Genomic DNA, 15908 nt, shown 5'->3' with positions numbered 1-15908 from the left:
TACTCTTATGTTCACCACAATAAACTTCACTTCAAGATTCTACTCCATGAACCTTTCAAAATCTAATTTTGCATCAAAAAGAAAAATACTTTGGTACTATGCTTATGTTGCGATTCATATATCGTAATAAATAGCATTTTATAAAAAGAAAAAAGCGTAAACCTCAATTTGAGCCGCTATTATGGAGGAGGGGAATTTCTACATGCATATTGTCGTCTGTGTGAAGCAAGTACCAGATACAAAAATCATTAAAATTAACCCAAAAACAAACACACTCGACCGCCGCAGTGCTCCGGCCATTTTAAATCCATACGATGCACATGCCGTTCAAGAGGCTGTCCGAATTAGACAGCAAACTGGTGGCACGATTTCCGTTGTCTCGATGGGGCCGCCGCAAGCGACCGAAGTGATTAAAAAAAGCGTTGAAATTGGCGCGGACAAGGGCTATTTAATTTCAGACCGAGCCTTTGCCGGTGCAGATACGCTTGCTACAAGCTATGCATTGTCAAAAGCCTTGGAAAAAATCGGGTCAGAGCTTCCGATTGATCTGATCATTTGCGGAAAGCACGCAATCGACGGAGATACCGGACAGGTCGGTCCCGGAATTGCCAGAAGGCTTGATATCCCGCCGATTACGAGTGTTTTAGAAGTGGCGGAAGTGAATGAAAAAGAAAATACAGTTTTGCTCAAGCGAAAGTTATCGAATGGTTATGAGCTTATTCAATCTGAATTGCCTTGTTTACTAACAGTTGAAAAAGAAATTAACGATATTGACTATTCACCAATGCCAAATATGATACGGGCTGCTAGGTATGAACCGGTTATTTGGACTGTGAACGATCTTGAAGCGGTAGACCGTGCACAGCTCGGGTTAAAGGGATCGCCTACCATCGTTGGCAAGATGTTTACTCCACCAAGACCCGAAGGCGGCAAAAAGTTTGAAGGTTCTGCAGATGATCAAGTCAAGCAATTAATGGAAATCTTATTGGAGAAAAAAGATTTATTGACCTCAAAATAACAGGCTGATAGTGTTGCAGGGAGGGGCTTATATGAACTTGGACGAATACCGTGGAGTATGGATATTCATTGAGCAGACAGACGGAGAGATTGCGGGAGTTTCATTAGAATTGCTTGGTGCGGGAAGAAAATTGGCAGATAAATTGGAAGTTCCACTGGCAGGCGTTTTGCTCGGTGAAGGTATAAAAGCGCTGGCAAATCAAGTGATCGCCCATGGGGCGGACGAAGTATATGTAATCGATCACCCAGTGCTGAAACACTATCGAACCGAATCCTATATGAAAGGCGTTATCCAGCTGGCAGAAAAATACAAGCCGGAAATTTTCCTTTACGGGGCAACGCCAAATGGAAAAGACTTGGCAAGTGCAGTGGCAACAGACTTAAGCACGGGTTTAACCGCCGATACGACCATGTTGGATGTTGATTTGAATAATCGTTTGCTCGAGGCGAGCCGCCCGGCTTTCGGGGGAAATATCATGGCTACGATCCTTTGCAAAAAACATCGGCCGCAGATGGCAACAGTAAGACCAAAAGTGATGAAGGCTCTCGAAGCTGATGCTGCAAGAACGGGAAAAATAATTGAAGAAACAATCGACCTGAAAGAAGAAGACATGCGGACTAAAGTGTTAAAGATTGTGAATGAGGTAACAAAAAAGGCAAGCTTGGCTGATGCCCATGTTATTGTCTGCGGCGGCAAAGGAATGGGAGATGAACAAAATTTCCAATTGCTCTATGAGTTTGCTGAGACGATCGGGGCAAGTGTTGGCGGTACAAGAGATGTCGTGGAAGCAGGTTGGCTCCCGCATGAGCTGCAAATTGGCCAGACAGGAGAGACGGTTACACCGAAAATTTATTTCGCTGTGGCACTCTCGGGAGCCATTCAGCACGTTGTGGGAATGAAAAACTCTGAGTTGATTATTGCCATCAATAAAGATCCGAATGCGCCGATTTTCGATGTAGCCACATACGGAATTGTAGGGGATGCACTTGAAATAATTCCCAAACTGACAGAGCAGTTAAAACAGCTTAAGAATGAAAAAGGCGGTGAAGTAAGCTATGCCTGAAAAATTTGATGTCATTGTGGTCGGAGCAGGTCCGGCCGGCACCGCTTGCGCCTATGTATGCGCGAAAAACGGTTTAAATGTATTGCTGCTTGAACGCGGGGAATACCCCGGCAGTAAAAATGTAATGGGCGGCGTGCTGTATCGAAAACAAATGGAAGAGCTTATTCCGGAATTTTGGAAGGAAGCGCCGCTTGAGCGGCCTGTGGTTGAACAGCGATTTTGGATGATGGATAAAGAATCAGTTGTTTCCTTTGGATACAAGGGACTTGAGTGGGCCGTTGAGCCTTACAATAACTTTACCGTTTTACGAGCGCATTTTGATCAGTGGTTTGCTAAGAAAGCTGTCGAGGCTGGTGCCCTTCTGATCAATGAAACGGTTGTGAAAGAGTGTCTTGTTGAAAATGGAAAAGTTGTCGGCGTTCGCACCGACAGGCCGGATGGTGATCTTTTTGCCGATGTTGTAGTCTTGGCCGATGGGGTCAACTCCCTCCTTTCAAAACAATTGGGCTTCCATAAAGAACTTCGCCCCGACGAAGTGGCCTTAACGGTAATGGAAGTGATTAATTTGCCGAAAGAAAAAATCAATGACCGCTTTAATCTTGAAGACAATCAAGGATGCACAATCGAAATTTTTGGAGACTCGACACAGGGCAACTTGGGCACCGCCTTTTTATACACGAATAAAGAAAGCTTAAACATCGGTGTTGGAACTACATTATCAAGTATGATTAAGGCGAAGCTCAAACCGTATGATCTGCTCGATTATTTAAAAAATCATCCCATGGTCAAACCAATGCTCGCAGGCGGGGAATCGGCTGAATATCTCGCCCATTTAATTCCGGAAGGCGGCTATCGATCTGTTCCAAAAGTTGTCGGTGATGGGGTCGTCATTGTTGGAGATGCCGCACAGCTTGTCAACGCCATCCACCGCGAGGGATCAAACATGGCAATGGCGTCAGGAAAAATGGCAGCAGAAGCTATTGTCAAAGCAAAAGCAGCCAATGATTTCAGCGCTTCAAGACTGAATAGCTATCGTGATGCCTTGTACAACAGCTTTATCATAAAGGATTTGGAAAAATACAAAGATGCCGCCCATACGTTTGAAAAATACCCGCAATATTTTAAAGAATACGTTCCAATGATGAACAAAGCGGCAAGCAAATTCTTTACTGTTGATGGTACTCCAAAACGGGATAAACAAAAGGATATTATGCGCAGCATCACTTCAGAGCGGGGAACGATCAACGTACTTAAGGATATGTATCGTGCCTGGAAGGCGGTGAAGTAAAATGTCAACAACTACTCTTGAGGAAAAGCAATACCTTCTCCGGTTTAAATGTGATACGAAATCTCATTTAACGGTGCTTGACCATGATGTTTGCATGACCCAATGTCCAGAAAAACTTTGTACCGTTTTTTGCCCTGCCGAAGTTTATAAATGGGAAGGAACGCGGATGCAAGTTGGCTATGAAGGCTGCCATGAATGCGGCAGCTGCCGAATTGGCTGTCCATACCAAAATATTAAATGGGAATATCCAAAGGGCGGGCACGGAATCGTATTCCGGCTTGCCTAGAAAAAAGGAGCCAGCTGCTTATTTTGCAGCTTAGCTCCTTTTTTTGTCATTCATGTAAAGACCAAAATGATTTTTCCTATATGTATGTTTTTTCACAAAGGGATTGAAAAAAAGGGAAAGCGAAATGGTAAGAAGGAATGATGGGGTTAGCTGATTTTTTCTTGAAGGTTTGAAGTGTGGAGTTCATCGTTTTTACCATATGTTTCAACCGTACGGGCAAGTTCAATTGCTTCATTAAACGAATCCATTGCCGGAGATTTATAAAAAACTTGATCCCAGTTAAAGCTTCCATCCGCATTTGCGGAATAAAGGCAAACTTTCCAATGATAATAGTCTTTCTGCTATCCAGGCTTTATTTCACCTTCAAGGGCGATCAGCCAATGGGTTGGTAGTGTCAAAAGTTCTATGAAAACTACCTAGCGATTTAATATTTCTTCCATTTACTGGGCGGGTATGCCCCCGCAACCGCTCTTGACAAACACGCCAATGGTTTGCGTTTACTTTACCAAGGGCGACGGGGACAAAAAGAAGGCATGCTAAATAGCCCTTGGTTTTTCCATTTTAAACCATTGGCTAGTTCGGTTTGTCAAGAGTTCGCTTCGCCGGATGCTAGTTTTATTCAAGGGCTCTGCTAAACAAAAAGTTAGGTAGACCGCTGCTGGATAATCCAGCGTTGAGCTAATTCCATTAACTTTGTCCATCGCGCGGGCATTGTAGGAAGCCCTGATAGTTCTGGATTCACTACCGGGACTTTGCCCTCTAAACTTGCATGTGGACGAAGGAAATTAAAGTACGCCACAAACAACGTGACAAAAGAAACTGAACCATGTTCCGACCCAAAGCCATGAGTGGAACGATAGTTGCCCTTAAAAGTGCGGTTAAGTCTCTCGATAATTTGCTTAAGAGGTCTGTATTCCGTCGAAACAGGATCGTCGTTTGTCAGCCCAATCACTTGCTTCACATCAAAGGAAATGCCGTGCTGTGCGAAGAAATGTTGGGCTAGCAGATAGATCGGATTTCCGTCTACCACAAAGGTTAAATCTTTTGGAATCTCTTTCATCTTCAATAAGACATCATCCATTGCACGAATAGCGGAAACCGTATCTCGATTCGGTGAGACCGGATAAGAAAGGATGATTTTCTTCACCGCATCGAAAAAGAAAAATAAGTAATGCCAGTGACCATTCACTCGAATATAGGTTTCATCGCCACAAAATTGATCGGAAAGCTCGTAAGGGTAATGATCAATATATGGCTTAAGCAAAAGAGCGACGCTGTTTTCGTAGTTCAAAATCGTTTGATGTGAAATGGATACACCATGGACATCCTGCATAATGGCAGCTGTTTTACGAGCTGAAAGGCCATAGTTGACATGGTAAGTTAGAATCAACCCCAATGTATGTGGAGATGCGTAAATCTTTGACAAATCCACTACTGGAAGTTCAGGTGATTCCTTGGAAAGAGGCTTAAAATCAAGGTGAAACCGGCGAAAAATGTATCGTAATTTAAATGCCTGCGGATCCTTTTTAAACCGTTTCTTTTCTTTGGAAGACATGCCGTTTAGTTTCTTTTGGTAATAGGGACAATCGTTATTTTTGCACTTGAACACGTCAAAATCTTGTCGCTCCTTAACTTTTTCAAGGGTTTTTGAACAATGAGGGCACTTAAGAATAGCCTCTTTCAAATAACGACTCTTATTGTTAAAAAGGCAGGAACATACCTTACATTGATACTGTCCTTTGCCTCCATTATTGGCATAAAGATAATCCGATGGAGCACCACACGCTGGACAGTTCATTGACTTAGGTACAATTGCTTTTGTATTTGAACGTCTTTGAACCGGTTTTAAGGGTTTACCGTTTTTCTCAAGATAATCGGTGAGGAGTTTTTGATAATCAAGTTTTTCAAAGGTTTCGATGATAGGAAGTTCATCGACTTGAAGTTTTCGATAAGGTTTATTAACAGGCGTTTCTTCTCATTAGCCCCAAAATGAACTTGGACAATAAGAGTGATCTATTTTATACTACTTAATGTACCAAGGAGGTTGTCATCATGGCACGAACAAAACATTCAAAAGAATTTAAACTACAAGTGATAAAAGAGGTTTTGGAGACTGGCAAAAAAGCGGTAGTGGCTCGTCGCTATAATCTTAATGCTAATATGGTAGGCCGTTGGTGTACGGAATATAAAAATGGGCAATACGGTGATGTAGATGTCACAGCTATGCCTGATCTTGACCCAAAAGAAATGTCAAAAGAAAACGAAAAACTAAAAATACTACTAGGTGAAAAAGATCTTGAAATCGCGATTTTACGTGATCTTATAAAAAAGAAAAACCCTCACTTGCTGAAAAACTTGAAGTAGCTGAAAAGTGGATTCAAAAAGGCTACTCCATTTCAGTGGTGCTAAAAATCATTGGTATTCCTCGTTCCACCTACTATTATCAAAAAAACTACCGTGTGGAAGAGAAAAAAGTAAGTGAGGGACGTCCAGCACCAGGCTATTCTTTCAAAGAGGACGGCCAAAAAGTATCAGATGAACAGATCAAGGAGTTTTTATTAGAGGGGATTGCCGGCGATGCCTATAACTATGGCTATCGCAAGCTCACAAAGTTTCTTTATCGGAACCATAACCTCGTCATTAACAAGAAAAAAGTGTACCGATTATGTAAAGAATTAGGGATCTTACGTCCACAGCGTAAGAAAAAAGTCTCGCATCCTAGAAAACTAGCACGAAATCGCATCATTACTAGCTCAAATCAAATGTGGGAAGCCGATATAAAATACGGATTTGTTGAAGGTGAAGACCGCTTTTTCTTTGTCATGTCAATTATTGACGTTTATGACAGGGGGATTGTCGATTATCATATGGGCTTGAGTTGTACAGGCAGCGATGTCAATCAAGCAATGCAACGAGCACTACTGAAACGCCAACTACTTAATGCTTTGGAAAAACCTGTTATCCGAACAGATAATGGACCACAGTTTATTTCTCATACTTTCGAGGAGTTTTGTGAAAATTATAAAATAGAGCATGAAAGAATACCGCCCAAAACGCCAAATATGAATGCCCATATCGAATCATTTCATCGGATTTTTGAGGACGATTGCCTATCTAGATGGCAATTTGAAACATATGCACAAGCATATGAAGTCGTCACAGAGTTTATGGTATTTTATAACGAAAGACGAATGCATTCAAGCATTCTAGATCTATCACCAAAAGAATTCTATGAGAATCAGGGTTCATTAGTAATTAAGGAAGTTCGAGTGTAACAGTGCCAAACTTCAGCCAAAGCACCAGCTTGATTAGGAGTGGCGGGCATGATAGCCTTGTTTGGCGATGCCGATGTTGTGACATCTGGCTGCTCGGCTGGGAAGTCATGCCCGCAGAGGCTCCTTGTCAAGCAGCATGGCCTTTTTGAAGAATAACGAAAGACAATCCAATTTTAAAAAACAATGGAAATGAGAGAATAAGAGAGATATTGTCCAAAATTCGGGGGTTAATCCGTCTTCAGGTTTTTCAAACATACCCTTTCCAACGAGAAGTGTAAGTAATGTTCGAATTACCTGATCTTGATGCTTGATAAATTCCATTAAATAAGTTAATAATTGAGGGTACAAACTTGTCACTTCCAATCTGGGATGTTGTGTGTGGGGTAACCTCAATTATCCTTAGATTTTAGGGGGTGGCAAGTTTTTTGCATTTTAAAGCCCACTAAATCAAGGATTTATTAACTTTTTAATATATAACTTTTGACAATACGAATGGGTTGACAGGAGTGCCGAAAATGAAATGTCATTTGAAGAAAATGCGGTACGGTCATTCATACCAATTGGAATTAAGGCTTTTTGGTAAAAATCTCGAAAATTCGGATAGCTCATAGTGTCACCCTTTCAGAATGGTATACAACCATTATATGAAAGTTTGCCATATTTTTTGAGCAAAAAGAAGTAAATTTTTCGAAAATTTTAGAAAATTTTCACGAGATTGTCACAACGAAAAGAACGTAAACAAAAATCATTGGTTGCAGTGACCTCGCTCACACCATTTTCTTGATTGGGCTTTTATACTAAACGTAGAAAAAACAATGAGGTGAAAAAAATGAGTGGTTGCATGAATGCATTTTCAGGTATGCCTGAAGTTGAATTATCTGCAGGGCTGGCTCAATTAAAAAGGGAACACAAAGGTTTATACGAAATGTTGGATGGAGTGTTTTCACTTACAAAAAAAATTGAGAATGACGAAGCGATCGCTGTAAATTTTGCTGAACTAAGAAACAAAGTAAGTGAATTTAAAGCAGTGCTTGACCCACATTCAGAACGGGAAGAAAATGTGCTGTTTCCTATGTTGGGTGCCTATATCGGGACAACTTCAGGCCCGATTGCTGTTATGGAATATGAGCATGATCAGGCAAAAGAATACATTCGGAGCTTCTTGGAAAAATCAGAAGCTGTTCAAACTTCGGATGATGAGATGAAAAACATAAAGGACCTGGCAAAAAATGCTTACCATATTTTAACGGAACACTTTGCGAAAGAAGAAAATGTCCTCTTCCCAATGGCGGAGCGAATGTTATCCGATGAAGAAAAAGAGGAATTTTATCAAAAAATACAGCAAATCAAAGGTTAAAAGAAAAGATGGGAGAAAATTCCCATCTTTTTCATTTAGCTGAGTTTTCTTTAGCTAATCAGAATTTATATGGATAACTTCTGAACGGACGATGGACAGGACGTCCTAGTCAGGCGAGTGCCACAGGATGTGGCAGGTATACGAGCGTGGTAAATTCAACTACGCCTCTGTCTTCGTCCAAAGGACTCGCCAGTCGGCGAGTTTTCATTTATTCCATGCATTTACTTGCTTGTCGGAAGGAAGGAGGTAGCTTGTCAGACCGATTATTGGCAAAAGGCCGAGCAACCCGATCATTGTCGGTAGTCCGGTTAAGTCGGCGATCGAGCCCAGTCCAACTGATCCAATAGCCCCCATGCCAAATGCAAGCCCGACGGTTAGCCCTGACATCATGCCGATTTTGCCAGGGATGAGCTCTTGAGCATAAACAACGGTAACCGAAAAACTAGTCATTAATATAAAGCCGGCGGCAAGAAGGAACAGGAAGGCCGCATAGGATGGCAAATACGGAATGAGCACTGAAAAAGGAATCGTCGCCAGCATGGAAAAGGCAATGATATTTTTCTTGCCAAACCGGTCGGAAAGTGGGCCGCCAAAAAAGGTTCCGAAAGCACCGGCTACTAGAAAGGCAAACAAGAAAAACTGTGATTCCCGGATCGACATGCCATATTTATGAATGGCATAAAAAGCATAAAAATTTGTCATTCCGGATATGTACCAAGACCGTGCGAAGATCAGCAACAGGATTAAAAATAACGCTTTTCCAACCCCTTTGGCAACTCTGTCCCGGTTTCCTTTGACCGCTGCTTTCTTTTTCAAAGAGGCAGCTGCCTGTACTAATTGCCGGTTGTACCAAATGGCAATATAAGTAAGCAAAACGACCGCCAGCGCGGCAACAATGGAGAACCAGGAAGCACCTTTTTGGCCTAAAGGTACAAAAATTAACGCCGTAATAAGAGGGGCCAAAGCCTGACCGGAATTGCCGCCAACCTGATAAATTGATTGGGCAAGTCCTCTTCTAGTTCCCGCCGCCATATGCGCTACCCTGGATCCTTCCGGGTGAAATACGGCAGAACCGAGTCCGATAAAAATGACGGACAAAACAATCCACTGAAAGCTGGCCGCAAACCCGAGACTGAGGACACCGGCAAATGTAAAAGTCAATCCAACAGGCAGGGCGAACGGCATTGGTTTCTTGTCGGTAAATAAGCCGATAACCGGCTGCATCACCGAAGATACCATATTTAATGAAAAAGCGATGATACCAAGCTGGGTGTAGGATAGACCCATTGATTTTTCCAAAATTGGGAACATTGCCGGTACAACTGCCTGGATAGCGTCATTTAATAAATGGCTGATGCCGATAATAAACAGGATTTTAAAAACGGTTGAACTGTTGGCATCTGCTGCCTTTGTCTGAATTACTGCTTGCTGCCCCATCCATCATTCTCCTTCACTCGTTGGTCTTAGAAATTATAAATTTTTACCTTGTGAACAACCTTGCATGAGTTTACTGAATCTAGCTCCACAAGAATTAGCTTCGAAAGCGAAGCATCGCACGAAGGAAAAGCGATAGCTTTTTCGAGGAGCGCCTAGCCAGTTTTCATCCCCGAAAAGCATCTTCGAGTTGCTTGTGAGAAGCTCTGCTTTGAACAGCTCGATGTCTTAAGCCGTCCCCCTCCGGAGGTCAGGATCGTCCTGCGGGTGCCGTCTTAAGCTTGTCTGGGCTGACCAAGGCGCTTCCGCCAATTGTTCTTTTCTACCATCTTTATCTTACATAAATTTTTGAAAAAGATAAATTTAATCTTTCGGATTCCTAAAAAATAAACCGCTCCTAAAGATTAGGAACGATTTACAAGGCTAGTGGCAGTTGGATTGTGATAGTTGTTCCAGCATTAACCTGGCTTTCAACCTGAATGGTTCCGCCAAATGAATGAACAATTCGTTTGCATACGACCAAACCGAGACCGGTGCCTGTTTTTTTTGAGGTGTAAAATGGTTGAAATATTTTCTTTAACTCTTCTTTTGGAATTCCTTTGCCGTTGTCGGCTATTTTGATCTCACAATCCTGATTCTGCTTTTTAAGGGTGATTTCCAATGTTCCTTTGCCATCAATTGATTCAAACGCATTTTTAGTGATGTTTAAGACCACTTGCTTCATTTGGTCTTTGACACACTCTACATTGACAGGTTCAGATGGAAGTCGCCAAACACAATCGACATTGTGAAGATGACCGTCTGATATAATGATCGGTCTTAGTTCATCGATTGTTTCCGTTAGATTCACAACCTCAAGTTTCTGAGCAGTTGGTTTCCCAAGTATCAAAAATTCACTGACAATCTCATTGATTCGATCGAGTTCTTTATGAATCACGTCAAAATAATAATGATCCTCCGGGGCAGAGTATTTTTCGCTTAACAACTGAATCAGACCTTTTACACCGGTAAGCGGGTTGCGAATTTCGTGCGCCGTACTTGCCGCTAGGGTGCCGACAAGCTCCAGTTTTTGTGCTTCGTTTTGTTTCTTCTCTTCTCTGGCTTGTCTTTTTAGTAAAAAATATTTTAATAAAAGGTAAAAAACATGGACAACGATAAGCACTGGCAAAATCTTTTCGGCAAACTCCTTGCTGATGACTTTCCAATCCTGCTTCGCTATTTTTACGTTGACATTCCACGGCAGATTGTTTAGCGGCACCTTTACCCAATCGCTGTTTTCCAAAGGCGGATGAAGCCTGTTGGCGTTTGTTATAACCGTATTCGTGCCATTGGCGATCACCACTTCTGAATCGGGTGTAAGGACTTTCATCAGATTGGCGATGTAATCGATTCTTAGCTGGGCAACAAAAAGGCCCTTAAGCGTATGGTTTTCGTCAGAAACTGGAACAGCCAGCCCAATAATCTTCTGCCCGTTCTTTCCTGTTTCCGGGTGATTTGAAATGATGGTATCATTCATCCTTAACGCTTCATGAATATAATCCATTTGGGAAAAATTAGGCGTCAAAGAAATAGGATCTGATTCAGTAAGCACTTTTCCGTTTCGGTTCAGCAAAAATAATTCACCGTACCGTGGATCACGATTTTGAATTTGTTTTAACAACGGCTGAATTTTATCCGGTGAATCTAGGTTTGTATTTACTGACATGGAGAGGATACTTAAGCTTGTTAATGTTTCACTGATGAATTGATCCCAGTTTTTTTGATGAATGGATCCAACCCAAATAGCCTGGTTCTTTCTTTCCTCCTTCTCCTGCTTGATAATTCCGTTGAAAAAATAGCTGCCAAAAAGTACGACGGGAAGAATAACAATTAAAATATAGAGTAAACCATTGCCGTGAATTTTTTTCATATAAAAACCTCTAGTAAAAATTGACTGTTTTTATTATACCATTTTCACGGACGAATGGACGCAAGAATAGGGAAAAAGTGCGGCACAATCCAACGAATTGAATGCTGCTTAAAAATGGGAGTGAACCTCGAGAAACGGTCATTAAGAATGGTTGTAAAAGATAATGAACAACTAGATCCTTATTACAACCGAAATCGAAGCAAATTGACAGTTTAGTAAAATTTTCTTATAATAATTTTGAAATTGAGATATTTGAAAAATGTTAGGAAATCAAAAATGATGTATCAATGGTACGAATTCTGATTGTTAAAAAGGGTGATTGTTACAATGGAGAAGGATTCAATAGCTCAATCGCTAAAACTATTTATTGTTCTTTCCAGAGCTTATAAAGCCATTAATGAGCATGTAAATAAGGCGATTCAACAGAACGGCTTGAATCCGACTGAGTTCGCTGTTCTTGAACTTCTTTATCATAAAGGGGATCAGCCTTTGCAGCAAATTGGGGGTAAAATTTTGCTGGCAAGCGGCAGCATCACTTATGTTGTCGACAAACTCGAACAAAAGGGCTTGTTAAGGCGTGTTGCCTGCCCAAATGACCGCCGCGTTACCTATGCTCAAATAACTGAGGAAGGCCAAGCACTGATTGAAGAAATTTTTCCGGAACATGCAGAGCGAATTGATGAACTGATGTCCAGTTTAACGGATACAGAAAAGGCAGATGCCATTCGATTGTTAAAAAAATTAGGACTGCCTGCAGGCAAATTTTAAACGGTGTTCACACCGTTTTTTTTAACGGGAAAACAATTTATTATTTCCTAGACCAAAAAAGCACGAAGCACAAGGATTGTGCTTCGTGTTTTTGGTTTTGATTATTTTGAGGTAACTGTTTCGGCGGTCACGCTTAATTCGCCATCATTTACGACAGCTGCCAGTATTCTGGCTTCCGGCTGATCAAGAATAAAGTCAGCAATCTGATCTTCCAATTGTTCTTGGATGACACGGCGCAATGGACGGGCGCCAAAGATTGGATTGAAGCCGAGTTCCGCGAGTTTTTCTTTTGCTTCAGGGCTGATTGTTAGTTCAAGCTGTTGTTCTTTTAAAGCTTCTTGCAGCTCGTTTAACATCAAGTCAACGATTGAAAGCAGATGTTCTTTTTCAAGAGCCTTGAATTCAATAATGCTGTCAAAACGGTTAAGGAATTCAGGCTTAAAGAAACTGCCCAATGAGTCGATGATGCTTGATTCTTCTTCAACATCATTTTTTCCAAAACCGACATGAATGGCTTTATGGCCGACGCCAGCATTGCTCGTCATAATAATAACCGTATCTTTGAAACTTACAGTTCTTCCCTGGCTGTCTGTAAGGCGGCCGTCTTCCATTATTTGCAGAAACATATGCTGTACATCCGGGTGCGCTTTTTCAATTTCATCCAGCAAAATGATGCTATAAGGATTTCGGCGCACTTTTTCTGTCAGTTGGCCGGCTTCATCATGGCCTACGTATCCTGGCGGTGAACCAATCAATTTTGAGACGCTGTGTTTTTCCATATATTCGCTCATATCAAGTCGTATCATCGAGTCCTTTGAGCCAAATAGCTCTTCTGCAAGGGTTTTGGTTAATTCTGTTTTACCGACACCGGTCGGCCCGACGAAGAGAAAAGAACCAATCGGACGATGCTTTGATTTTAAGCCGGCTCGGCTTCTTCGGATTGCCTTTGCAACCTTTTTCACAGCCTCGGCTTGTCCAATCACTTTCCGGTTAATGTTTTCTTCAAGATGTTTCATCTTCACTTGCTCATCTTCTTGCAGCTTGCCAACAGGTATACCTGTTTTTTGTTCAATAATTTCTTGAATATGCGCGACGTCAACAACCGGTCTTTCAGAAGCGGCAGCAGTGTTTAGCGATTTTTCCAACTTTGCTTCTTCATCGCGCAATGTTGCTGCTTTTTCATAGTTTTCGGCTTTTAAAGCATCTTCTTTTTCTTTAGCAATTTCTTTTAGCCTGTTTTCGATTTGCTCAGCGCTTTTGTAGTCGGAAGTCAAGTTCAGTTTTGACCCGGCTTCATCAAGTAAGTCGATTGCCTTATCTGGCAGAAAGCGGTCTTGAAGATAGCGGTGCGATAGCTGTACGCAAGCTTTGATCGCTTCTTCTGAGTATTTGACTTCATGGAAATCTTCATACTTCGCTTGGATTCCTTTTAAAATTTCAACGGCAGCATCTAGCGACGGTTCAAGTACATGAACAGGCTGGAAGCGGCGCTCTAAAGCAGAATCTTTTTCGATTTGGCGATACTCCTTCAACGTCGTTGCCCCGACAACTTGCAGTTCGCCTCTTGCCAAAGCAGGTTTTAAAATATTGCCTGCATCCATTGAACCTTCTGCAGAACCAGCACCAACAAGCAGGTGAATTTCATCGATAAAGAGAATCACGTTTTTCCGTTTTTGCAATTCGGCGATCAGTTGCTTCATCCGTTCCTCAAATTGTCCACGGATGCCTGTATTCGCAACAAGGGAAGCAACATCAAGCAAGTAAACTTCTTTATTTTGCAGTTTTCCAGGAACCTGTCCTTCGGCGATTTTAAGGGCAAGTCCTTCAGCAATGGCTGTTTTACCAACCCCAGGTTCACCAATTAACACAGGGTTGTTTTTATTGCGGCGATTCAAAATTTCAATCACCCGTTTAATTTCTTCATCACGGCCAATGACCGGATCAATTAAACCTGCTTTCGCCAGCTGTGTTAAATTGCGGCCAAATTGGTCTATGAAGCCATTTCCGCCTTTTTGTTCTGTTTGCAGCTGGTGAAAGTTACTATTCGCCTGTTGACTCGGCTGTCCAAACGGATTATTTTTTGCCGAGAAAAATTGATCAAATGGAAAATTTCCAAAGGAGTTGAATGGTGCTCCGAAATTGGCACCAAGGGCTTTCTTTTCCTTTTCATAACATACATGGCATAGATTCATTTCTTTATGTTGTCCATTAATATTCACACTTAGATGCAGATTTGCTTGGTTTTCTTTACACATTTGACAAAGCATAAATAAAAACCTCCTCTAAATAAAAACTTTGGTCAATTGACTTTGACTAACTTTGACCTTTATGACTTGAGTATACTCTGACCTTTTTTGACTTTCAAGTATTTTGTTTATGGAAATTTTTTCTTACCGAGAAAAAAGCTCGTCTTTGTTTGTCCATCTCCACATATAGTAAAGATGAGGAGGTAGCGTTTATATGGGGGGAAAGAAATGGGCGGCTGCGTTGCAAATTGCGGCTGTTTATGTAGGGACAGTGGTAGGGGCAGGATTTGCAACAGGCCGAGAAATTGTAGAGTTTTTTTCACGGTTCGGCTTTTTTGGTTTACTTAGCATCCTCATGAGCGGTTATTTGCTGATCGCGATGGGAACAAAACTAATGAGAATGGCCGCGCAAATTGGAGCAAAATCATATCAGGAATTCACGATTTATTTGTTCGGATCTTGGATTGGCAGAGGGATTAACTTACTGATGCTGTTCATGCTTCTTGGAGTAAGTGCGGTTATGCTTTCGGGTGCGGGTGCCGTTTTTGAAGAACAGCTTGGACTTGGAAAAAGCTTGGGCGTTTATTTAACGATTTTTTTATCAATAGCGGTGATGCTTGTCGGGGTAAAAGGGTTGTTTGTTGTAAATACGTTTGTCGTTCCACTGATGATTTCTTTTAGTTTGTTGCTTATGGGGTTTTCGATTCAAATGCCGCATTTTGTGGAGCAGCTTTTGTGGATTCCCCATGCAGACGATGGCTGGAAGGCCGTAGTTGCTCCGTTTTCCTATTCAGCCTTTAACCTTGCATTGGCTCAAGCGGTTTTAGTGCCGATTGCAACAGAGATTAAGGATGATTGGACAATCAAATGGGGCGGAATTTTAGGTGGGATTGCATTGACGGTTATTTTGCTTTCCAGTCATTTTACCTTGATCATGCTGCCCAATTTGCAAAGTTATCAAATTCCGATGGCAGTAATCATGAAAAATGTTGCCTCCAGCCTTTACTGGATTTTCGTTCTTGTGATTTATAGTGAAATTTTCACTTCTGTGATTGGAAATGTTTTTGGACTAGAGCGGCAAATGAAACAATATGTACCAATCCCGACGATTGTTTCCGTTATTTTTATATTTTCAATTGCCTATATCATCAGCCTTGTTGATTATGGTGAACTTCTTTCCTATTTGTATCCGCTGTTCGGTTATGTGAGCCTTCTTTTTTTTATCTTGTTATGGATGAAACCGTTAAAAATAAAAGGTGAATAG

11 protein-coding genes and 1 pseudogene are annotated in these 15908 nt (G+C 41.6%); 8 read left to right on the top strand and 4 right to left on the bottom strand.

The window, feature by feature from the left end; translation table 11 throughout:
* The first annotated feature begins 202 nt into the window (after positions 1-202).
* The 4 genes from ACQYAD_RS06635 to ACQYAD_RS06620 are packed head-to-tail and all read left to right on the top strand — an operon-like array spanning position 203 to position 3655.
* The gene (locus tag ACQYAD_RS06635; RefSeq protein WP_430236545.1) at positions 203-1018 is read left to right on the top strand and encodes an electron transfer flavoprotein subunit beta/FixA family protein; all 816 of its coding nucleotides are present in this window, start codon (positions 203-205) and stop codon (positions 1016-1018) included.
* A 31-nt stretch (positions 1019-1049) separates the two neighbouring features.
* Entirely contained in the window at positions 1050-2081 is a 1032-nt protein-coding gene (locus ACQYAD_RS06630; RefSeq protein WP_430236543.1) for an electron transfer flavoprotein subunit alpha/FixB family protein, read from the top strand.
* Positions 2074-3369, top strand: a complete 1296-nt coding sequence (locus ACQYAD_RS06625) for an FAD-dependent oxidoreductase (protein WP_430236542.1) — start codon at positions 2074-2076, stop codon at positions 3367-3369. The genes ACQYAD_RS06630 and ACQYAD_RS06625 overlap by 8 nt, the downstream gene beginning before the upstream one ends.
* A 1-nt stretch (position 3370) precedes the next feature.
* Entirely contained in the window at positions 3371-3655 is a 285-nt protein-coding gene (locus tag ACQYAD_RS06620; RefSeq protein WP_430236541.1) for a ferredoxin family protein, read from the top strand.
* 643 nt (positions 3656-4298) lie between these two features.
* On the opposite strand, the pseudogene ACQYAD_RS06615 reads toward ACQYAD_RS06620, so the two are convergent.
* Positions 4299-5627 (bottom strand): annotated as a pseudogene (locus ACQYAD_RS06615) (IS6 family transposase); the annotation flags it as partial.
* An 80-nt stretch (positions 5628-5707) separates the two neighbouring features.
* On the opposite strand from ACQYAD_RS06615, the gene ACQYAD_RS06610 reads away from it, so the two are divergent.
* Together ACQYAD_RS06610 and ACQYAD_RS06605 are read left to right on the top strand one after the other, a co-directional pair.
* Positions 5708-6930, top strand: a protein-coding gene (locus ACQYAD_RS06610; protein WP_430236539.1) for an IS3 family transposase whose coding sequence is annotated in 2 segments (ribosomal slippage) — positions 5708-5996 and positions 5996-6930 — 1224 coding nt in all. Because the reading frame shifts where the segments join, the coding sequence is not laid out codon by codon here.
* Between the two features lie 829 nt (positions 6931-7759).
* Positions 7760-8287, top strand: a complete 528-nt coding sequence (locus ACQYAD_RS06605) for a hemerythrin domain-containing protein (protein WP_430236537.1) — start codon at positions 7760-7762, stop codon at positions 8285-8287.
* A 204-nt stretch (positions 8288-8491) separates the two neighbouring features.
* Here the strand turns inward: ACQYAD_RS06605 and ACQYAD_RS06600 are convergent, their stop codons facing one another.
* Entirely contained in the window at positions 8492-9724 is a 1233-nt protein-coding gene (locus ACQYAD_RS06600) for an MFS transporter (RefSeq protein WP_430236536.1), read from the bottom strand.
* Between the two features lie 412 nt (positions 9725-10136).
* Complete coding sequence (locus ACQYAD_RS06595; protein WP_430236535.1) at positions 10137-11630, bottom strand: ATP-binding protein; 1494 nt, start codon at positions 11628-11630, stop codon at positions 10137-10139.
* 327 nt (positions 11631-11957) lie between these two features.
* Between ACQYAD_RS06595 and ACQYAD_RS06590 the strand changes: the two genes are divergently transcribed.
* A complete protein-coding gene (locus ACQYAD_RS06590) occupies positions 11958-12398 on the top strand; it encodes a MarR family winged helix-turn-helix transcriptional regulator (RefSeq protein ID WP_430236533.1) in 441 nt (146 codons plus the stop codon).
* A 101-nt stretch (positions 12399-12499) separates the two neighbouring features.
* On the opposite strand, the gene ACQYAD_RS06585 is transcribed toward ACQYAD_RS06590, so the two are convergent.
* Positions 12500-14665: an AAA family ATPase gene (locus ACQYAD_RS06585; RefSeq protein WP_430236532.1), complete on the bottom strand. Its 2166-nt coding sequence runs from the start codon at positions 14663-14665 to the stop codon at positions 12500-12502.
* Between the two features lie 193 nt (positions 14666-14858).
* Between ACQYAD_RS06585 and ACQYAD_RS06580 the strand changes: the two genes are divergently transcribed.
* Complete coding sequence (locus ACQYAD_RS06580; RefSeq protein WP_430236531.1) at positions 14859-15908, top strand: YkvI family membrane protein; 1050 nt, start codon at positions 14859-14861, stop codon at positions 15906-15908.

The sequence above is a fragment of the Neobacillus sp. SM06 genome (assembly GCF_050496765.1).
In the GTDB taxonomy this organism is placed as follows: domain Bacteria; phylum Bacillota; class Bacilli; order Bacillales; family Cytobacillaceae; genus JAEVLT01.
This window is presented reverse-complemented; position numbering and strand designations above follow the sequence as displayed.